Source organism: Pseudomonas yamanorum (genome assembly GCF_013386765.1).
Classification (GTDB): Bacteria; Pseudomonadota; Gammaproteobacteria; order Pseudomonadales; family Pseudomonadaceae; genus Aquipseudomonas; species Aquipseudomonas yamanorum_A.
Genome location: NZ_JACARE010000038.1, coordinates 179,516 through 200,357 on the forward strand (window position 1 = coordinate 179,516; position 20,842 = coordinate 200,357).

General features: G+C 60.7%; 18 protein-coding genes. 7 read left to right on the plus strand and 11 right to left on the minus strand.

Translation table 11 applies throughout. The features are described from left to right. Positions 1 to 61 precede the first annotated feature (61 nt). The 4 genes from lepB to lptF form a co-directional block, all read right to left on the minus strand. Entirely contained in the window at positions 62 to 916 is an 855-nt protein-coding gene (lepB, locus tag HX875_RS26585) for a signal peptidase I (protein WP_177047184.1), read from the minus strand. 5 nt (positions 917 to 921) lie between these two features. Then, a complete protein-coding gene (gene lepA, locus HX875_RS26590) occupies positions 922 to 2,721 on the minus strand; it encodes a translation elongation factor 4 (RefSeq protein ID WP_169378422.1) in 1,800 nt (599 codons plus the stop codon). Positions 2,722 to 2,873: 152 nt separating this feature from the next. Next, positions 2,874 to 3,953, minus strand: coding sequence for an LPS export ABC transporter permease LptG (lptG, locus tag HX875_RS26595; protein ID WP_177047186.1), 1,080 nt, complete (start codon positions 3,951 to 3,953; stop codon positions 2,874 to 2,876). After that, positions 3,946 to 5,064, minus strand: coding sequence for an LPS export ABC transporter permease LptF (gene lptF, locus HX875_RS26600; protein WP_177047188.1), 1,119 nt, complete (start codon positions 5,062 to 5,064; stop codon positions 3,946 to 3,948). The genes lptG and lptF overlap by 8 nt, the downstream gene beginning before the upstream one ends. 282 nt (positions 5,065 to 5,346) lie before the next feature. Between lptF and HX875_RS26605 the strand changes: the two genes are divergently transcribed. From HX875_RS26605 to rlmF, 5 genes are all read left to right on the plus strand, one after another. Continuing rightward, positions 5,347 to 6,837 (plus strand): leucyl aminopeptidase, encoded by a 1,491-nt coding sequence (locus tag HX875_RS26605; protein WP_177047190.1) that lies wholly within the window; start codon positions 5,347 to 5,349, stop codon positions 6,835 to 6,837. Between the two features lie 182 nt (positions 6,838 to 7,019). Continuing rightward, positions 7,020 to 7,448, plus strand: coding sequence for a DNA polymerase III subunit chi (locus HX875_RS26610; protein WP_177047192.1), 429 nt, complete (start codon positions 7,020 to 7,022; stop codon positions 7,446 to 7,448). 7 nt (positions 7,449 to 7,455) lie between these two features. Next, a complete protein-coding gene (locus HX875_RS26615; RefSeq protein WP_177047275.1) occupies positions 7,456 to 7,860 on the plus strand; it encodes a DNA polymerase III subunit chi in 405 nt (134 codons plus the stop codon). A 173-nt stretch (positions 7,861 to 8,033) separates the two neighbouring features. Continuing rightward, on the plus strand, positions 8,034 to 10,880 hold the full coding sequence (locus HX875_RS26620) for a valine--tRNA ligase (protein WP_177047202.1): 2,847 nt from the start codon (positions 8,034 to 8,036) through the stop codon (positions 10,878 to 10,880). A 247-nt stretch (positions 10,881 to 11,127) separates the two neighbouring features. After that, entirely contained in the window at positions 11,128 to 12,147 is a 1,020-nt protein-coding gene (rlmF, locus tag HX875_RS26625) for a 23S rRNA (adenine(1618)-N(6))-methyltransferase RlmF (RefSeq protein WP_177047203.1), read from the plus strand. Between the two features lie 173 nt (positions 12,148 to 12,320). Here the strand turns inward: rlmF and HX875_RS26630 are convergent, their stop codons facing one another. Next, on the minus strand, positions 12,321 to 12,602 hold the full coding sequence (locus HX875_RS26630) for an HU family DNA-binding protein (protein ID WP_003212743.1): 282 nt from the start codon (positions 12,600 to 12,602) through the stop codon (positions 12,321 to 12,323). A 397-nt stretch (positions 12,603 to 12,999) separates the two neighbouring features. Between HX875_RS26630 and yejK the strand changes: the two genes are divergently transcribed. Both yejK and HX875_RS26640 read left to right on the plus strand, forming a co-directional pair. Next, on the plus strand, positions 13,000 to 14,004 hold the full coding sequence (yejK, locus tag HX875_RS26635; RefSeq protein WP_010176940.1) for a nucleoid-associated protein YejK: 1,005 nt from the start codon (positions 13,000 to 13,002) through the stop codon (positions 14,002 to 14,004). Further along, complete coding sequence (locus HX875_RS26640; protein WP_177047206.1) at positions 14,004 to 14,354, plus strand: glutaredoxin family protein; 351 nt, start codon at positions 14,004 to 14,006, stop codon at positions 14,352 to 14,354. Before yejK ends, HX875_RS26640 begins: the two co-directional genes overlap by 1 nt. Positions 14,355 to 14,505: 151 nt before the next feature. Here the strand turns inward: HX875_RS26640 and HX875_RS26645 are convergent, their stop codons facing one another. The 6 genes from HX875_RS26645 to HX875_RS26670 all read right to left on the minus strand — a co-directional run bounded on the left by HX875_RS26645 (position 14,506) and on the right by HX875_RS26670 (position 20,777). Then, positions 14,506 to 16,746, minus strand: a complete 2,241-nt coding sequence (locus HX875_RS26645; protein ID WP_177047208.1) for a TonB-dependent receptor — start codon at positions 16,744 to 16,746, stop codon at positions 14,506 to 14,508. Positions 16,747 to 17,018: 272 nt separating this feature from the next. Then, on the minus strand, positions 17,019 to 18,008 hold the full coding sequence (locus HX875_RS26650) for a FecR family protein (RefSeq protein ID WP_177047210.1): 990 nt from the start codon (positions 18,006 to 18,008) through the stop codon (positions 17,019 to 17,021). Then, complete coding sequence (locus HX875_RS26655) at positions 18,005 to 18,568, minus strand: RNA polymerase sigma factor (protein WP_371321499.1); 564 nt, start codon at positions 18,566 to 18,568, stop codon at positions 18,005 to 18,007. The genes HX875_RS26650 and HX875_RS26655 overlap by 4 nt, the downstream gene beginning before the upstream one ends. An 8-nt stretch (positions 18,569 to 18,576) precedes the next feature. Continuing rightward, positions 18,577 to 18,903: a DUF3325 domain-containing protein gene (locus HX875_RS26660; RefSeq protein WP_177047214.1), complete on the minus strand. Its 327-nt coding sequence runs from the start codon at positions 18,901 to 18,903 to the stop codon at positions 18,577 to 18,579. Beyond that, positions 18,904 to 20,478: a PepSY-associated TM helix domain-containing protein gene (locus HX875_RS26665; RefSeq protein ID WP_177047216.1), complete on the minus strand. Its 1,575-nt coding sequence runs from the start codon at positions 20,476 to 20,478 to the stop codon at positions 18,904 to 18,906. Then, entirely contained in the window at positions 20,475 to 20,777 is a 303-nt protein-coding gene (locus HX875_RS26670; protein WP_177047218.1) for a DUF3649 domain-containing protein, read from the minus strand. Before HX875_RS26670 ends, HX875_RS26665 begins: the two co-directional genes overlap by 4 nt. Positions 20,778 to 20,842: the final 65 nt, after the last annotated feature.

Sequence of the window (20,842 nt, forward strand, 5' to 3'; positions counted from 1 at the left end):
AGCCGGACTTTGTCCAAGCCCCAGAAAAGCATTCGGCGCTGTGTTCACAGCGCCGCATGGATTACTTGATCAGCCCGACCCGCGAGAAGTTCGGCAGGTGGCTGAGCTTGGGTTCCGGCCAACTCATCCAGACCGCAAAGGCCTTGCCGACGATATTCTGGTCGGGGACCATGCCCAGCAGGTCCTTGGGAATATTGGGGTCATCCCAGTAACGGCTGTCATTGGAGTTGTCGCGGTTGTCGCCCATCATGAAGTAGTGCCCGGCAGGCACTGTCCACTGGTTGTCAGGCGGCGAACGGTAGCGGCTCATTTCCTTGCGGATTTCGTGCTCTACCGCCCCGAGCTTCTCCTGGTACAGCTCGGCGCTGCCCAGGGTGTTCGGCTCGGAACCGATCAGTTTTTCTGCCACCGACTCGCCATTGACGAACAGGCGCTTGTCGCTGGTGTAGCGAATCACGTCGCCCGGCAGGCCCACTACACGCTTGATGTAGTTGACGTTCGGGTCGCTTGGGTAGCGAAACACCATCACATCGCCGCGCTGCGGGTCACCGACCTCGATCACCTTCTTGTCGATCACCGGCAAGCGGATCCCGTAGGAAAACTTGTTCACCAGGATGAAGTCGCCCACGTCCAGGGTAGGTTTCATCGAGCCCGAAGGGATCTGAAACGGTTCCACCAGAAACGAACGCAGCACCAGCACGATGAACAACACCGGGAAGAACGACTTGCCGTATTCAACCAGCATCGGCTCTTTGTTCAGTTTCTCGACCACCGCCACATCGGGCTGGCTGACGCTGCCCTGATAGGACGCGATGGCTGCCCGGCGACGCGGGGCGAAGAACACCAGATCGAGCAACGCCAATAGACCGCAAACGGCAACGGCGATGACCAGCAACAGCGGGAAATTTAGTGACATAGGACCTAACTATCCAACCTGAGCACCGCAAGGAAGGCTTCTTGTGGAATTTCCACGTTGCCCACTTGCTTCATGCGTTTTTTACCGGCCTTTTGCTTCTCGAGCAGCTTGCGCTTACGGCTGACGTCGCCGCCATAGCATTTGGCCAGTACGTTCTTTCTGAGTGCCTTGACGGAGGTCCGTGCAATGATCTGCCCGCCAATGGCGGCCTGGATCGCGACGTCGAACATCTGGCGCGGAATCAGTTCTTTCATCTTTTCGGTCAACTGGCGACCTTTGTAGTGCGCGTTGTCCTTGTGCACGATCAGCGCCAGGGCATCTACCTTGTCGCCGTTGATCAGCACATCCAGCTTCACCAGATTAGCTGATTGGTAACGGTCAAAATGGTAATCCAGCGAAGCATAGCCGCGGCTGGTGGATTTGAGACGGTCGAAGAAGTCCAGGACCACTTCGTTCATCGGCAAATCGTAGGTCACTTGCACCTGGGTACCGAGGAACAGCATGTCGTGCTGTACGCCACGCTTTTCGATACACAGGGTAATGACGTTGCCCAGGTGCTCTTGCGGCACAAGAATATTGGCCCGCACGATCGGTTCACGCATGTCTTCGATGGAAGACAGATCCGGAAGCTTGGACGGGTTGTCGACGTAAATCGTTTCACCGGTTTTCAGCGCCAGCTCAAAAATAACCGTCGGCGCGGTGGTGATCAGGTCCAGGTCGTATTCACGCTCGAGGCGCTCCTGGATGATTTCCATGTGCAGCATGCCCAGGAAACCACAGCGGAAGCCGAAGCCCAGGGCGTCGGAGCTTTCCGGGGTGTACTGCAACGACGAGTCGTTGAGGGTCAGCTTCTGCAGGGCTTCGCGGAAATCCTCGAAGTCGTCGGAGCTGACCGGGAACAGGCCGGCGTAAACCTGCGGCTGGATGCGTTTGAAGCCCGGCAGCACGTCGACGTCAGGGGTGGAGCTCAAGGTCAGGGTGTCACCCACCGGTGCACCGTGGATGTCCTTGATACCGGCGATGATGAAGCCCACTTCACCGGCTTTCAGATCAACGGTTGCGGTGTGCTTGGGGTTGAACACACCGACGCTGTCCACCAGGTGGATCTTGCCGGTGGATTTGACCAGGATCTTGTCGCCCTTCTTCACACGGCCGTGGCGCACGCGTACCAGGGACACAACGCCCAGGTAGTTGTCGAACCAGGAGTCGATGATCAACGCTTGCAGCGGATCTTCGTAGTTGCCGGTGGGGGCTGGAATGGTCTTGACCAGGCGCTCGAGCACTTCGTCGACGCCCAGGCCGGTCTTGGCGCTGCACTCGACGGCGTCGGTGGCGTCAATGCCGATGATCTTCTCGATCTCTTCCTTGACGCGGTCCGGATCGGCCTGCGGCAGGTCGATCTTGTTCAGCACCGGCATCACTTCCAGGCCTTGCTCGATGGCGGTGTAGCAGTTGGCGACGGACTGGGCTTCAACGCCCTGGCCCGCGTCCACTACCAGCAACGCACCTTCACAGGCCGCAAGCGAACGGCTGACTTCATAGGTGAAGTCGACGTGGCCCGGGGTGTCAATGAAGTTGAGCTGGTACTTGATACCGTCTTTGGCGGTGTAATACAGAGTAACGCTGTGGGCCTTGATGGTGATCCCGCGCTCGCGCTCGAGGTCCATGGAGTCCAGCACCTGGGCTTCCATTTCACGCTCGGCAAGGCCGCCGCACATCTGGATGAATCGATCGGCCAGCGTCGACTTGCCATGGTCAATGTGGGCGATGATGGAGAAATTGCGGATATGACTCAAATCACTCACGGATCAACACTCAAAAAGGCTGCAGGCAGACTGCCCGCTGAAAAATAGCCGGGAATTGTACCTGATGCGCAGACCAGACGTCATCCATGGTGACCAAGAACAAAAATGCCCCGATCGTTCGAGCGGGGCATTTTTTGTTCATAAGCGCGGGCTCAACCGGCCCGACGCAACAGCCAGAAGCCGGCCACGGCGCAGATAGCGGTCGGCACCAGCACCGCAAACAGCGGCGAGAAGCCGAATACCAGGCTGGATGGCCCCAGCAGGTCCTGGGCAATACGGAAGGTGAAGCCCACCAATACGCCAGTAAACACGCGCTGGCCCAGGGTTACCGAGCGCAGCGGGCCGAAGATGAACGAGATCGCCATCAGCACCAGCGCGGCGGTCACCACCGGCTGCAACACCTTGACCCAAAACGCCAGCCAGTAGCGGCCATTGTTCAAGCCCTGGTCCTTGAGGTAGTGGATGTAACCCCACAAACCGGAGATAGGCAGGCTTTCCGGGATCATCACCACGGTGTTCAGCAATTCTGGCTTGAGGGAAATATCCCACTGTTCCGTCGGCACATTGATCACTTCGGTGCTCGACGCCGCGCCTTTGCCGATGTCACGGAAGTAGGTGGTGCTTACTTCGCTCAGTTGCCACTTTTCGTCGGCGTACTGCGCACGTTTGGCGAAGCTGGACGACAACAGGTGACGTTCTTTATCGAAATGATAGCGCGTGACACCGATCAACAGGCCGCCCGGTTGCACGGCGTTGATGTGGATGAATTCCTCACCCTGGCGGTGCCACAAACCATGCTTGGAGCTCTGTGCATCACCCGAACCCTGGGCCAGGGCACGATTGGCCTGGGCTGTGGATTCGGCCGGAGGCGCCACGTATTCGCCGATCAGCACGCTGACCACCATCAGCAACAGCATGGGCTTCATCACCGCCCACACGATGCGGCCGATGGAAACACCCGCCGCACGCATGATGGTCAGTTCGCTGTTGCTGGCCAGGCTGCCCAGGCCGATCAGGCAGCCGATCAGGGCGGCCATCGGCATCATGTCGTAGAGGCGACGAGGCGCGGTCAGCGCCACATAGCTCAGGACGTTGGTCACGGTGTAGGTGTCGCTGACATTGCCCACTTCATCAATGAAGGCGAACAACGAGGCCAAACCCAGAATAATGCCCAGTACCGCAAGGATTGCGACCAGGACGCTGCTACCAATGTAGCGGTCGAGCTTAACCACGAGCCAGCTCCTTCATGCTGCGACGACTCTGCATCTTCAAGCGCAACGGTTCCCAATAAAGCAGGCCCAGGCCAATCGCCAGGAAGATCCCGTGGACCCACCACAACCCGAGGGTCGGCGACAGCTTGCCCTTCTCCAGGGAGCCGCGGGCGGAAATCAGGATGGTCAGGTAGGCCATATAAAGCAGGATCGCCGGCAACAGCTTGAGGAAACGGCCCTGGCGCGGGTTGACCCGGGACAGCGGCACAGCCATCAAGGTCACGATAAACACCAGCAGCGGCAGGGAAATCCGCCATTGCAGCTCGGCGATCGAGCGCAGTTCCTTGCTGCCGAGCAGGTCTGGCGTCGGGATGGCGTCACGGTCGGTGACCTCGTCGCTGACATCCGGCCGGGCCAGCATCACGCCGTATGTGTCGTACTTGATCGCACGGTAATCGGCCTGGCCGGGGCTGCCGTCATAGCGATAGCCGTCCTCCAGAATCAGGTAGCGGCTGCCGTCCGGGCGCACTTCCTGGCGCCCCTTGTCGGCCACCAGGATCGAAATGCCACGGTCTTTCTGGTTCTGGCCGAGGTTTTTCTGGGAGATGAACACACCGCCCAGGTTGGCACGGTCATCCGACAGTTGTTCGGTATAGGTCACCCGAGTGCCGTCGTTGAGCGCCTGGAAGCGGCCCGGCTCCAGAGTGTCGAATTCGGTCATGGCGTCCTGTTTGTTGAGCACCAGCTGGAACTGCAAGGCTCCCTGGGGCGCCAGGCTCAGGCTCAGCCAGGCCACGACCAGCGCGATGCCGGTGGCCGGGACCATGGTCATGGCCAGCAGGCGTTGCTGGCTCATGCCGGTGGCCGACAGCACGGTCATTTCGCTTTCGAGGTACAAGCGGCCATAAGCCAGCAGAATCCCGAGAAACAGGCCCAATGGCAGGATCAGCTGCAAAAAGCCTGGCAGGCGAAAGCCCATGATCAGGAACAGCGAGCCCGGATCCAGGGCGCCCGAGGCAGCCTGGGCGAGGTATTTGACGAAACGACCACTCATGATGATGACCAGCAATACCGCACTCACGGCACTCAGGGTCAACAGGACTTCGCGGGACAGATAACGGAAGACGATCAAACCAGACACTCCAGGGTTGTCAGGCTAAGGCGGCCAAACAAGCAAGCATAGCGAGTCGACCCATTGCTGCAGGCCGGCTAAAAAGATGGCGCATTATCCTGTGATTGACCGCACCTGTCACGGAGCTTGCTCATACGCGTGCACAAAGCTGCCCGCAAGGGTTGTCAGGCTCGGCCGGCGAGGTTCAAACTGCGGCCTTTGTCGCGGGCGGCCTACAGGCTGCCAAGCTTACAAGCCGGAGTACAGACTCCTGGCTCACTGACCTTTATAAGGGACCCGAAAATGGAACTGGTTGTAAAAAGCGTTAGCCCCGAAACGTTGAAAACCGCCACCCTCGTGGTCGCTGTCGGCGAAGGCCGCAAGCTGGGCGTTGCCGCCAAGCAACTGGACGAACTGAGCGGCGGCGCCATCAGCGCGGTCCTCAAGCGCGGTGACCTGGCCGGCAAAGTGGGCCAGAGCCTGCTGCTGCAAAGCCTGCCGAACCTTAAAGCCGACCGCGTATTGCTGGTGGGCGTGGGCAAGGACGCCGAACTGGGCGACCGTCCGTTCCGCAAGATCATCAGCGGCATCCTCAACACCCTCAAGGGCCTGGGCGGTACCGACGCAGCCCTGGCGCTGGACGAAATCGTGGTCAAGGGCCGCGACAGCTACGGCAAGACCCGTCTGCTGGCCGAAAGCCTGCTGGATGGCGAATACGTCTTCGACCAGTTCAAGAGCACCAAAGCCGAACCCCGCGCCCTGAAGAAAGTCACCCTGCTGACCATCAAGGCCGCCCAGGCTGAAGTCGAACGCGCCGTGACCCACGCCCAGGCCATTGCCGGCGGCATGGCGTTCACCCGTGACCTGGGCAACCTGCCACCGAACATCTGCCACCCCACCTACCTGGGCGAGCAAGCCAAGGCGCTGGGCAAGGAATTCAAGGGCCTGAAAGTCGAAGTCCTGGATGAGAAGAAGATCAAGGAACTGGGCATGGGCTCGTTCTATGCCGTGGGCCAGGGCAGCGACCAGCCGCCACGCCTGATCGTGATGCAATACAACGGCGGCAAGAAGTCCGAGAAGCCATTTGCCCTGGTCGGCAAAGGCATCACCTTCGACACCGGCGGCATCAGCCTCAAGCCGGGCCTGGGCATGGACGAGATGAAGTACGACATGGGCGGCGCCGCCAGCGTGTTCGGCACCCTGCGTGCCGTGCTGGAACTCAAGCTGCCGATCAACCTGGTGTGCATCCTGGCGTGTGCCGAGAACATGCCGAGCGGCGGCGCGACCCGTCCGGGCGACATCGTCACCACCCTCAGCGGCCAGACCGTCGAAATCCTCAACACCGACGCCGAAGGCCGCCTGGTGCTGTGCGACGCCCTGACCTACGCCGAACGCTTCAAGCCGCAAGCCGTGATCGACATCGCCACCCTGACCGGTGCCTGCGTGGTTGCCCTGGGCGCCCACACTTCAGGCCTTTTGGGCAACAACGACGAACTGATCGGCCAACTGCTCAGCGCCGGCAAGGCGGCTGATGACCGCGCCTGGCAACTGCCGTTGTTCGACGAGTACCAGGAACAGCTGGACAGCCCGTTCGCCGACATCGCCAACATTGGCGGCCCGAAAGCCGGCACCATCACCGCAGCCTGCTTCCTGTCGCGTTTTGCCAAGAACTTCAACTGGGCCCACCTGGACATCGCCGGCACCGCCTGGACCAGCGGCGGCAAGGACAAGGGCGCCACTGGCCGTCCGGTTCCGCTGCTGACCCAGTACCTGCTGGACCGCGCCAAAGCCTGAAAATGACGATCCCGGGGCGGCGATTCCAACGCCGTCCCGACCCGTAGCAGCTGTCGAGCCCCGGCGAGGCTGCGTCAGCGGAGTACCTGATACACCGCAACGCAGCCTCGCTGAAGCTCGACAGCTGCTACGGGGTTTTCGTGAGGGTCGATCAGACAGTATTTACACATGCAGGCCCCCCAATGACCCAAGTCGACTTCTATATATTGCCCAGCGCCGATCCTTCCGCGCGTCTGGACTTTGCCTGCAAGCTCACCGAAAAAGCCTGGCGCATGGGCCATCGCATCTACCTGCATTGCAGCGACGCCGCCCAGCGTGACGACCTCGACGCCCGCCTGTGGCGCTTCAAGGGCGAAAGCTTCGTGCCCCACGGCCCCGCCGAATCAGAGCCGCAAGGCCTGGTGGTGTTGGGTTTGGGCGACAGCTGTGGCGATCACACCGACCTGCTGGTCAACCTCGACCTGAAAGTACCGGCCTTCGCCAAAGGCTTCGCCCGTGTGGCGGAAGTGGTGGTGGAAGATCCGGCTATTCGTCAGGCCGCGCGGGAGAGTTTCCGCTTCTACCGCGAACAGGGCTATTCTCTGCAAGATCACCGGCTACAACGACTTTGAGCACATGATGGACACTCCAAACCCGCTAAAAGACTCTGACCACCTGCTGGACGACCTTGAGTCGATCCGCAAGCTGCTCGGTGATGATGAGCTGCAACCGCCGCTGCTGACCGATGCGGTCAACGGTGACGTACAGATTCCCTTGCTGTTCGATATGGTCGGTGGCAAGCCTGTTGCCCCGGAACCGGTCGAAACGCCCGTTGCACCAGCCGCGCAGGCTCCGGCCGTTGCCGTACCTGCCGCCGAAAAAGCCCCCGACGCCCTGCTGCTGCACCTGGACAATGAACTGCGCGCCGCCGCGCAACTGATCATGCAAGACGTGATCGACGATTTTGCCCCGCATATCGAAACCGAGATCAAGCGCCGGCTGGATGCGCGCATGGAGCGGTTGTTGAGCCAGTATCAGAACTGAGTTCGAACCCAAATCCCTGTGGGAGCTGGCTTGCCTGCGATAGTGGTTTTTCAGTCAACCTCATCAGTGACTGCTACACCGCAATCGCAGGCAAGCCAGCTCCCACATTTGCCCTATCCCCCGTTATACTTGTCGGCTTTCCTGAATTAATGCCAACTAGGGTCCCGCCGCGCATGGATAAGACCTACCAGCCGCACGCTATTGAAACTTCCTGGTACCAGACCTGGGAGTCCGAGAATTATTTCGCTCCGCAAGGCGCGGGCGATTCCTACACCATCATGATTCCGCCACCGAACGTCACTGGCAGCCTGCACATGGGCCATGGCTTCAACAACGCGATCATGGACGCCCTGATCCGTTTCCGCCGCATGCAGGGTCGCAACACCCTGTGGCAGCCGGGCACCGACCACGCCGGTATCGCCACCCAGATGCTGGTGGAACGCCAACTGGAAGCCACCGGCCAGAACCGTCACGACCTGGGCCGCGAGAAATTCCTCGAGAAAATCTGGGAATGGAAGGATCAGTCCGGCGGCAACATCAGCCGTCAGATCCGTCGCCTGGGTTCGTCCGTCGACTGGAGCCGCGAGCGCTTCACCATGGACGACGGCCTGTCGGAAGCCGTGAAAGAAGCCTTCGTGCGCCTGCATGAAGACGGCCTGATCTACCGCGGCAAGCGCCTGGTCAACTGGGACACCAAGCTGCACACGGCGATTTCCGACCTTGAAGTGGAAAACCACGACGAGAAAGGTTTCCTGTGGAACCTCAAGTATCCGCTGGCTGATGGCGCCAAGACCGCCGAAGGCAATGACTACCTGATCGTCGCCACCACTCGTCCGGAAACCATGCTCGGCGACGCCGCCGTCGCGGTTAACCCGAACGACGAGCGTTACCAGGCGCTGATCGGCAAGTTCGTCGAGCTGCCGCTGGTTGGCCGTCGCATCCCGATCATCGCGGACGACTACTGCGACCCTGAATTCGGCACCGGCTGCGTGAAAATCACCCCGGCCCACGATTTCAACGACTATGAAGTCGGCAAGCGCCACAACCTGCCGTTGCTGAACATCTTCGACAAAAACGCCGCTGTTCTGCCGGCCTGCCAGGTGTTCAACCTCGACGGCACGCTGAATGAGAGCATCGACGGCAAGATCCCGGCCGAATACGCCGGCCTCGACCGTTTTGAAGCGCGCAAGCAGATCGTTGCCGCCTTCGACGCTGCCGGCCTGCTGGTCAGTGTCGACGACCACGGCCTGAAAGTGCCGAAAGGCGACCGTTCCGGCACCATCATCGAGCCTTGGCTGACCGACCAGTGGTACGTGTCGACCAAACCTCTGGCTGAGCCGGCGATTGCTGCGGTGGAAGACGGCCGTATCGCCTTCGTGCCGAAACAGTACGAAAACATGTACTTCTCGTGGATGCGTGACATCCAGGATTGGTGCATCAGCCGTCAGCTGTGGTGGGGCCACCGGATTCCGGCCTGGTACGACGAGTCGGGCAAGGTCTACGTTGGCCGCGATGAAGCCGAAGTGCGTGCCAAGCACAACCTCGGCCCGGACGTGGCGCTGCAACAGGACAACGACGTACTGGACACCTGGTTCAGCTCGGGCCTGTGGACGTTCTCCACCTTGGGCTGGCCGGAAAAAACCGAGTTCCTCGAGAAATTCCACCCGACTGACGTGCTGGTGACCGGCTTCGACATCATTTTCTTCTGGGTCGCCCGGATGATCATGCTCACCATGCATTTGGTGAAAAACGAAGACGGCACCCCGCAGGTACCGTTCAAGACCGTGTACGTGCACGGCCTGGTACGTGATGGCCAGGGCCAGAAGATGTCCAAGTCCAAAGGCAACGTCCTGGACCCGCTGGACATCATCGACGGCATCGACCTGGAAACCCTGGTGCAGAAACGCACCTCGGGCCTGATGCAGCCGAAACTGGCGAAGAAAATCGAGAAGCAGACCCGCGATGAATTCGCCGACGGCATCGCCAGCTATGGCACCGATGCCCTGCGCTTCACTTTCTGCTCGCTGGCATCCACCGGTCGCGACATCAAGTTCGACATGGGCCGCGTCGAAGGCTATCGCAACTTCTGCAACAAGATCTGGAACGCCGCGCGCTACGTGCTGGATAAAGGCGAAGACTGCGGCCAGAACGGCGAGGCCATCGAGCTGTCCCTGGCGGACCGCTGGATCATCTCCCAGTTGCAGCGCACCGAAGCCGAAGTGACCCGCCAACTCGACCAGTTCCGCTTCGACCTCGCGGCGCAGGCCTTGTACGAGTTCATCTGGAACCAGTATTGCGACTGGTACCTGGAACTCTCCAAGCCCGTGCTGTGGGACGAGAACGCGCCGATCGAACGTCAGCGTGGCACCCGTCACACCCTGGTCCGCGTGCTGGAAGTGGCGCTGCGCCTGGCGCACCCGTTCATGCCGTTCATCACCGAAGAAATCTGGCAGCGCCTCGCGCCGCTGGCCGGCAAAGACGGCAAGACCATCATGCTGCAGCCTTGGCCGGTGGCCAACGAAGCGCGCATTGATGAGGCCGCCGAAAGCGATATCGAATGGCTCAAGACCCTGATGCTCGGCACGCGCAACATCCGCGCCGAAATGAACATCGGGCCGGGCAAGCCACTGGCGGTGTTCGTGAAGAACGCCAGCGCCGAAGATCAGCGTCGTCTCACCGAGAATGACGCCTTGCTGAAGAAGCTGGCGAAGCTGGAGTCGATCACCGTATTGGCCGCTGGCGCCGAAGCACCGCTGTCTGCTACCGCTCTGGTGGGCGAGATGGAAGTGCTGGTGCCGATGGCCGGCCTGATCGACAAAGGTGCCGAGCTTGCGCGTCTGGACAAGGAAATCCTGCGTCTGCAAGGCGAAGTGCAGCGGGTGGGCGGCAAGCTGTCCAACGCGGCGTTCGTCGACAAGGCGCCGGCCGAAGTCATCGAGAAAGAGCGCGCCAAGCTGGCCGAGGCTGAACAGGCCTTGGGCAAGCTGGCCGAGCAACACGCACGGATTTCCAGCCTTTAAGGGGCAGCCCGTGTGAAAAAAGAGACCTTCGGGTCTCTTTTTTTTGCCCGCAGAACACTGCTATTTCTCTTTGGAAACCCGATCAATGTGGGAGCTGGCTTGCCTGCGATGGCATCACCTCGGCCTGGCAGATGCACCGAATCGCCTGCATCGCAGGCAAGCCAGCTCCCACATTTGACCGAGTTCGACCAAGGAATGTGTGACAATACCCGCCACTTTTGAAACAACCCCAGAATCGACGCAGCCCATGACCGCCCCCAGCACACCCAAAGCACCGCGCAAGAAGCCCAAATCCACCACGCCGGCCAAGCCTGTCGTGCCCCGGAAAGAAGCCACCTTGCACCCGCGTAACCGCCACCAGGGCCGTTACGACTTCCAGGCGCTGATCAAGACCACGCCGGAACTGGCGCAATTCGTGATCATCAACCCGTACGGCAAGGAAAGCATCGACTTCGCCAGCCCCGACGCGGTACGAGTGTTCAACCGGGCGTTGCTCAAGGCGTTCTACGGCATCAATCACTGGGACATCCCGGCTGACTACCTCTGCCCACCGGTGCCAGGCCGCGCCGACTACGTGCACTTCCTCGCCGACCTGCTGGCCAGCGTCAACGAAGGCGTGATCCCCCGCGGTGCACCGGTGAAGGTGCTGGACATCGGCATGGGCGCCAACTGCGTCTACCCGTTGATCGGCTACAGCGAGTACCGCTGGAATTTCCTCGGTTCGGAAGTCGACCCCACCGCCGTGGCCGCCGCCAAGGCGATCGTGCAGTCCAACGGGCTGAACAAGGCCATCCAGCTGCGCCAGCAAACCAATCCCAAGCAGATCCTGCTGGGCCTGCTGGAGCCGGGCGAGCGTTTTGACCTGACCATGTGCAACCCGCCCTTCCACGCCTCGATGGATGAAGCGACCAAGGGCAGCGAGCGCAAATGGCGTGCATTGGGCAAGGCGGATCCGAAACGCAAGTTGCCGGTGCTGAACTTCGGTGGCCAGTCGGCGGAATTGTGGTGTGAAGGCGGCGAAGCACGGTTTGTGACGCAACTGATCGCTGAAAGCGCGCATTTCCAGCATAAAGTGCTGTGGTTCAGCACCCTGGTGTCCAAGGCGTCGAACTTGCCGGCGATCCAGACTGCGCTGAAAAAGGCCGGTGTGCTGGAGAGCCAGGTAGTGGAGATGTCCCAGGGCCAGAAGCAGAGCCGCTTCGTCGCCTGGACCTTCCAGACCCCGAGCGAGCAACAGGTGTGGCGCCAGCGCTGGGCGCGCGACTAACCCTGTGGCGAGGGAGCTTGCTCCCGTTGGAGTGCGCAGCGCTCCCAGAATCTTGGGGCAGCTGTGCAACCCAACGGGAGCAAGCTCCCTCGCCACAGAAAGCACCGCATAAATCGCAGGCAACAAAAAACCGCGCCCGGATCACTCCGGAGCGCGGTTTTTTTTGCTGCGTCTTACTTGTTAACAGCGTCGGTCAGGCCTTTGGCCACAACCAGCTTGATAACTTTCTTGGCAGCGATTTCGATGGCAGCGCCAGTCGAAGGGTTACGGCCAGTACGGGCAGGACGCTCGGTCACTTTCAGTTTGCCAACGCCTGGCAGAGTGATTTCGCCGCCGTTTTCCAGCTGATCAGCAACGATCTGGCTCAGTTGGTCCAGCAGAGCACGCACGGTAGTTTTCGGTGCGTCTACAGCTTCAGCCAGATCAGCGATCAGTTGGTCTTTAGTAATAGCCATTGTGGTGTTCCTTCCCTATCAAATTCATTTGGATTGCAGAGTGCAGTGTCAGCCATCGAGCCCTGCCATCAAGGCCTGGCACCCAAGGGCTATAACCACGAAGATCGGGGTTATAGATACCTGAAACCGGGTTTGGTTCGACCTGACAAATGCTGAATGCACGCTTAACGCCCAGACTGCGCGTAAGACGGGGCAAAACTAGCACAGAGACGGGGAAATATCCGCCTCAACATACCCATTTGGTCAGCTTTATCGCTCTAAACCGTGAAAAAAAGGCATATGGCCTGTCGGAGAGCACCCAAAACGCCCTTCGAACAGCGCCATCCCCAGCGGGTGCGGTACACTGGCGACTTTTTCCGGGAGCCCCACCACTCCCCTTCAACCAGCCGAGAAGCCCATGCCGATCCGTCATTGCATCGTCCACCTGATCGACAAAAAACCCGACGGCACACCCGCAGTTCTCCACGCCCGCGACTCCGAGCTTGCCGAGTCGGCGGCGATCGAGAACATGCTCGCCGACCTCAACGAGAGCTATAACGCCAAACAAGGCAAGGCCTGGGGCTTTTTCCATGCCGAGTCCGGCGCGCACCCGTTCAGCGGCTGGTTGAAGGAATATTTCGACGGCGGCAAGGATTTCACCGCCTTCAGCCGCATTGCCGTGGAGCACCTGCAAAAGCTGATGGAGGAGTCCAACCTCTCCACCGGCGGCCACGTGCTGTTTGCCCACTATCAACAAGGCATGACCGATTACCTGGCCATCGCCCTGCTGCACCACAGTGAAGGCGTGGCCGTGACCGACCAGTTGGACGTGACCCCGTCCCGCCACCTGGACCTGGGCCAATTGCACCTGGCCGCGCGGATCAACGTCTCCGAGTGGCAGAACAACAAGCAGTCCAAGCAGTACATCTCGTTTATCAAGGGCAAGAACGGCAAGAAGGTCTCGGAGTACTTCCGCGACTTTATCGGCTGCCAGGAAGGCGTCGACGGCCCGGGCGAGACCCGCACCCTGCTCAAGGCTTTCAGTGACTTTGTGGAAAGCGAAGACCTGCCGGACGAATCCGCCCGCGAAAAAACCAAAACCCTGGTGGACTACGCCAGCAGCCAGGCCAAGCTCGGCGAACCGATGGGCCTGGAAGAGCTGTCGGGGCTGATCGACGAAGAGCGGCCAAAAGCCTTCTACGACCACATCCGCAACAAGGACTACGGCCTGTCGCCGGAAATTCCGGCGGATAAACGCACCCTGAACCAGTTCCGCCGCTTCACCGGGCGCGCCGAAGGCCTGTCCATCAGCTTTGAAGCGCACCTGCTGGGCGACAAGATCGAGTACGACGAAGCCGCCGGCACCTTGATCATCAAGGGCCTGCCGACCCAGTTGACCGACCAGCTCAAGCGTCGCAACTGATGCTGGGCGGGGTTCTGAAGAAAGTCCTGCTGGTGTTGCTGGTGGTGGTGGTTATCCAGAACTGGGGCAAGATCGAGCGGTTGTTCAACCCCTCGCAGGTGGTGCCGGAGCAGACACGCGCAGCGGCGCGCGTGGTGCTGTATTCCACCGAGTGGTGCGGCTACTGCAAGCAGATCCAGCGCTTCCTGGATTCCAAAGGGATTCCCTACCAGGCGTTTGATATCGAGAAGGACGCCCAGGCGCGCAAGGCGTACGAGGCGTTGGGTGGTGGCGGGATTCCGTTTGTGGACGTGAATGGCACGCTGATTCGGGACTACAACCCGGAAGCGATCATGGCGGCCTTAAAGTAATCCAGCCCCACCCAGTGTGGGAACAGGCGTGTGTGGGAGCTGGCTTGCCTGCGATAGCATCACCTCAGTGCAACTGACTGACCGAGGTGCCTGCATCGCGGGCAAGCCCGGCTCCCACACAATCCCATTTCCACCCAGGAAGGTGTGTGGCTTAGAAGTTGGCCTCCAGGGAAACCATCGCCGTACGCTCCTCACCCACGTTGTAATACGCCGAACTGCCCGCCAGGCCATTCACCGGCGCCGAGTTGAACGACACGGTGCGCGCCGAACTCAAGTATTCCTTATCAAACACGTTGAGCATCGAGAAACGCAGCGCGGCCGACTTGAAGACCTTTTTGTCCACCGGCAGGTAAATACCAGCGTTGAGGTCGAACACGGTACGCCCGGAGATTTTCTCGTTGTTGGTCAAGTCGCCGTAGAAGGCACCCACGTACTTGCCGGCAATGTTGCCGTAGTAGCGCTTGTCGTCATACCCGAACACCAGGTTGAACATGTTTTCCGGCACGTTGGCCAGTTGGTTGCCCTTGGTCGGCAACAGCACGTTCTTGCTGACAAAGTCGTCTTGCTGCTCGGACTTGGTGTACGTGTACGACGCGTAGTAGTTGAAGTTGTACGGCAGCAGGCCGCTGAACTCCAGCTCCAGGCCTTTGTTGGTCACGTCACCGACGTTGGCCATCACGTAGTCACCGTTCAAGTCGGTGGTCGACAGCTGACGGTCCTTGAAGGTGATGTAGAACAGGGTGGCGCTCAGGGCCATCTTCTCTTCGGTGTAGCGCCAGCCCAGTTCCTGGTTCCAGCTCAGCTCGGGGTTCAGGTTGAGGGAATCACCCTTGTTGTACAGCACGTAGTTCTGCGGTGTGCGCATGTTGCGGGTGACGTTGTAGAACGCCTGGTTGCTCTCGTCGACCTGGTACTTGGCACTGAAGTTCGGCAGGAACTGATGGTAGCGGGCATTACGCTTTTCCGGCGTGTCGTACAGGCTGCCGAGGTTGTCGCCGTCACGCTCGACGTACTGGTACGCCAGGCCGCCGACAAAACTCAGGTCTGGCGTGGCTTGCCAGCTGTCCTGCACCCAGAGTTTCTGCGCCGGGGTCACGGTGTATTGATGGCGACCCTGGACGGTCTTGCCGTTCTTGTCGACCACCTGGCCGCCGCTGTTGTAATCGCCCCAGACGTCGTCCGGTGCACCCTCGCTGTTGATCCCGATATACGGCTGGGTCTGGCGCTGGCGAGCGCGCTCGTACCAGTAGCCGTAGTCCAGGCTGTGCTCTTCGTTGATGTCCCATTTCATTTTGACGGTGACGCCAGGGCGCCAGGTCTCGGTCCATGAAGGGCGGTAGTAGTTGGCCGACTTGAGGTTGCTCAAGTCGTAGTTGCCGCCCTTGTCGGACCTCGGCCCCAGGTTGGTCGCGGTCTGGCCGCTGAAGCTGCCGCCGTTGCCCCAGTAGTAGTAAGGCGCAACCGTCAGGGCCAGGTCATCCCGCAGGCGCCAGCGCTGGGTGAAGGTGGTCATGACACTTTCGAATGGGTTGCGGTTGAGCTTGTAGGAAGACGAGAGCAAGCCGTTCTTGTAGACCGGGGTTTGCGCGTAATCCAGACGGCGACCCTGTTGCTGGAACTGGCTCTTGCTCAGGGTGTTGTAGTTGTAGTTTTCCTGGGTGTTGTACTTCATGGTGAAGTTGCTGGTATTGCCGTTGTCGTCTTCGAACAGCGTGCTCCACTCCACCTTGTCGCCGCGCAGGGTGCCCTTGCCGCGCCACTTGTCGCCCTCGGTGTGAGAAGCCGAGACCCAGGTCTTGAAACCGCCGAGTTCGCCGGTGTTGATCCGCGCGAACGACTTGCGCAGGTTGTTCGAACCGATGGACTGCTTGACGAACAAGCCCGGCTCTTTGGTCGGCCGGATGGTGACCATGCCGATGTTGCCGCCGCTGGAACCGATGTGCGGGCCGTCCGCTTCGGAGGAGCCCTGGGTGACAAACACTTCGCCGACGTTTTCCGGGTCGCCCAACTGGTTGGCGTACACGCCGTAGCTGCCGGAGTCGTTGATCGGCACGCCGTCCATGGAAACCCCGACCTGGTCGGAGTTCATGCCGCGCATGGTGAAGCTGGTGCCGCTCATGCCGCTGGCGTCATCATTGGAAACGTTGATGCCCGGCGTGTACTTGAGCTTGTCGATGGCGTTGGCCGTCGGGGACATTTCGTCCATGGCTTCCTTGGTCACGGTGGACCGGGCCTTGGCACTTTCTTCCTGAATCATGTGGCCAGTGCCCAGGGTACGTTCGCCGGCAACGTGTACCGAACCGACGTCCTGGGAGTCGTCTGCCAGAACCAGCGGCGCAAAGCCGCCCAGGCCCGATGCTAAAAGCAGGGCGTAGAGTTTGTTGTAGGTCACGAGTAGATCCCTTACATGCATCTATCTGTTGTTATCGGGGAGGTATTGGCGGGTTGGGCTGGGTGAACAGCGCCGCCAATCTTCCTGACCACCTGCTCAGGAATCCGAGGATCATCCGTGCATCACGTAACGATTTGGTTACAGGTTTTGATGATTGCGATGAAGGTTAAATGAAAGGTCCGCAAACACGGATGTGCCAAGGCATGGGGATTTAAAGGGAAAGCGGTGCAAGTAATGACAGCGCTACGCCATTGCAGCGTAGCGCTCTGTATCTAGCGCAATACGATCATCCGACCGAGCAGCGAGTGTTGTTCAAACCCCAAAACCGCCTGCAGGGCATTGAGCACCGCCTGGGGATCCTTGCTCGGAAAACTGCCGCTGACGCGCCGGGTGCCAAGGTCTTCGTTGAGCAGCAGAATGCGCCCGGGGTAGTAACGACCGAGGTCTTTCACCACATCGGCCAGGGGCGCCTTGTAGTAGTTGAGCCAGCCATCACGCCAGGCCAGGCGCGATTCGCTGTCGACCGCGTGCAGCTCATCGGCGACACCGTCGGCGTAGGCCACTTGCTGGCCCGCCGTCAGAATCTGTTGTTGGCCATGTTTGGACGGCGTGACACCGACCCGCCCGGACAACACCGTCACTTGGGCGCCCGCCGGTTGCAGGCGCACTTCAAATTGCGTGCCCAGCACCCGCGCTTCACCGCTGCCGGCCTCGACCACGAAGGACTCGCCGGTGTGGGTCACGCTGAAAAAGCCGGCGCCACGGCGCAGCTGGATATGACGCTCGCCATGTTTGAAATCCACCGCGATGGCGCTGTCGGCGTCCAGGGTGACCTGGCTTTGATCAGCCAGGGTGACGGTCTTCACTTCGCCCGGTGCGGTGATGTAATCGGCGCCGAAGTCATCAACCCAACGCGACGGCTGCCAACCGGCTCCCATCGAAATCATCACTAGCAAGCAGGCGGCCATGGCCAGCGCACCGGACCAGCGCCGCACGCTGGAACGCTTCGAGGTGTTCATCGCATTCAAGTAGCCCTGCAATGCCAGGGCGTCCTCATCGGCTAGCTTTCTCGCGGGCACTTCACTCAATTCCCACAGTACCTGGGCTTGGGCGTAGGCCTCGACATGTGCCGGGTCGGCCCGCAGCCAACGGCTGAAGGTGGCCTGGTCGCCACTGCTGGGCTGGTCGTGCAACAGACTCAGCCAGGCCAGTGCGGCCTGTTCCTGGTCGGGCGTCGGGGTGACGCTGGCAGTGGAATTCACGGTGCTTTCCTTGGCGATGGTTCACGAAGGCTGGCCTTGCAGGCTTCGAGGGCACGCATCATATGTTTTTCCACGGCACTTTGGGACAGCCCCATGGCCTTGGCGATTTGTGCGTACTTGCGGCCATGGATGCGGTTGAGCAGGAAAATCTGCCGGGTGCGCTCCGGCAGGCTGCGCAACGCCGCTTCGACATGGCGCAAGTCATTGCCCGCCTCCAGCGCGGCCTGGGGCTCGGAGCCCTGGTTGTCCTGCTGTTCCGGCAGCCAGCCTTCATTGCTGCGCACCCGGGCGCCTTCGCTGCGCAGGTGGTCGATGGCGATATTGCCGGCACAGCGCAGCAGGTAGGTGCTGAGTTCCTCGACCTGCACCAAGGGCCGGCGCCAGAAGCGCAGGAACAAATCCTGCACCAGGTCCGCCGCCGTCGCACGGCAACCCACGCGACGGCTGACCAACGCTTCCATCTGCGAACGCTGGGACAGGAACACCTGCAGAAAATGCGCCCGTCCGCCTGCCGCGTCGGCGTGCTGTTCGTTGGGTTCGGGTGGCGTGGTGATCATCAAGGATGAACTCAAAGGGTGGCGAAGGCCGCAACCGGGCTGGCCAGCAGGCCGACGCCCGCCAGAATCAAGGCCAGCCTTGGCCGATACGGCAACAGCATCACCAGCAGCAACCCGCTGAGCATCAGTACCGCGCACCACTCCACCAGGCCCTGGCTCCAGCCGGTGGCGAGCACCGCCGGCCAGATCGAAACGATCAGCAGCAGCCAGCCGCCCACGCGCAAACCCAGGCGCCGACGGGGCGACGGTTTACTGTGCAGCAGTTCGCCATGGTGACGGTCCATGGACAGGCACAACGCGGTAAACCCTGCGTAACACAGCAACAACGCCAGGAGCATTCAGTTCACCTCGCCCTTGAGGGTCAATGGCCGGGCACGCTCGGCCTTGGGTTGGGTGACGCGGCGGTGCTGCATTTTCCAGGCCGCCCAGGCGAGGAACACGCCGCTGCCCAGGCAGGTCAGGTCGAAGCCGGCCATGGCCCAATCGCCGTTGGCCAGGGACACACCTAAGTGCTGGTTCGTGGTCAGCGCGTTGAGTATCGGCACGCCGATAAACAGCAGCGCGCCCACGCCCAATTGTTCAACCCAACCGCGGCGGCCAGGGCGCGCGACGGCATGCAGCACGCTCACGCCCCAGGCGATAAAGAAAGCGTTCACTTCCCAGTCCGACCGCCCGGCAAAGCTCACAGGCAGTAAACGGTTGGCCCAGAAAAATAGAGCGATGGCGATCATCAAGCCGGACATGCTGGCGACGTTCAGCACTTCCACCAGCCGCAGTTCAAACGGCATCACCCCGGTTTTAGTGTGCTTGAGTTGACGCTTGCCCAGCCACATCACCAGCCCGGTGCCGATCATCGCCGTGCCCGCCAGGCCGCAGATGAAATACAACCAGCGCAACACCGGACCGGCAAAATGCCCCATGTGCAAGCCGTAGAAGCTGCCGCCGATCGCTGCCGGCACCGATTGCTCGCCGCTGACCCGCAACAGCTCGCCGGTGGTGCCGTTGAATGAGACGGTGCTGCCAAAGTCATGCACCACGCGATCCGACCCGGCGCGGAACACATTGACCGAGGCATTCACATCGCTTGGGTTATTCACCACCAGCCGCCCGACATGCCCACCGGCCCACTGCTCGCGCGCTTGCTCGTACATCGGGCCCAACGGCAACAACTGCCCCGGCTGGCCAAGGGCCGGCGCGTTGTCGGTGGCCGGAAACACATCATTGAAGAACGCCCGGGTGTCGTTGCCGTAGGAAGCGAGGATGCTCGCGGGCATCACCATGCTCATGAAAATCACCAGGCTGCTGTAGGTGATCATCAAGTGGAACGGCAGCACCAGCACACCGACCGCGTTATGCCCGTCGAGCCAGGAGCGCTGGCCCTTGCGCGGGCGGAAGGTGAAGAAGTCCTTGAAGATTTTCTTGTGGGTGATGATCCCGGTGATCAACGCCACGAACATCACCATCGCGGCGATGGTCGACAACCAGCGGCCCCACGGATACGGCATTTGCAACTGGAAGTGGAAACGGTAGAAGAATTCGCCGCCCATGCTTTCCCGGGCCTGCACGGGCTGGCCGCTGACCGGGTCGAGGACTTTCTGGATGAAGTTACCGCGCTTGCCGGGGTCGACCTTGTCTTGCCACGACACCGTCAGGCCAGGCTCGCGCTGATCGGGCAAATTGATAAACCAGCGGGCAGCGTTAGGAGCCTGCTGTTGCAGCCACGTTTGCGCGAGGGCCAGACTGCGGGCGTCATCCAGGGGATGGGCCTGCACTTCCGGCTCCATCCAGTGAGTAATTTCTTCCTTGAAAAACGACAAGGTGCCCGTCAGAAAAATCGCAAACAGCAGCCAGCCAAAAATCAGCCCGGCCCAGGTATGCAGCCAGGCCATGGCCTGGCGAAAGCCCTCTTTCATGGGCGCGCCATCCAATACGTCAACCCGGCGAACGTGGCCAGGATAGCGCTGGGCAGCAACACGCCAAACCAGGCGCGCCAGGCGGTACGGCAGGCAAAACACCAGATCACCGCCAACAGATAGAAGACAAACGAACTGAGCATGCCGCTGATCACTGCATCGGCGCGGCGGGTGGGCAGCCACAATGTCATGCACACACTTGCCAGGGACGCCAGCAGGTAACCGCCGACCACCGCCGCCAGCACGCGCGAAGTCACGGCCAAACGGTAGGACACGGGAAGTGAGGTTTTGCGTTTCATGCACTGGGCGCCAGGTTCGTCAGTGCGCAATATTAATGATAAATATTCTCATAAGCAAAAGAGAA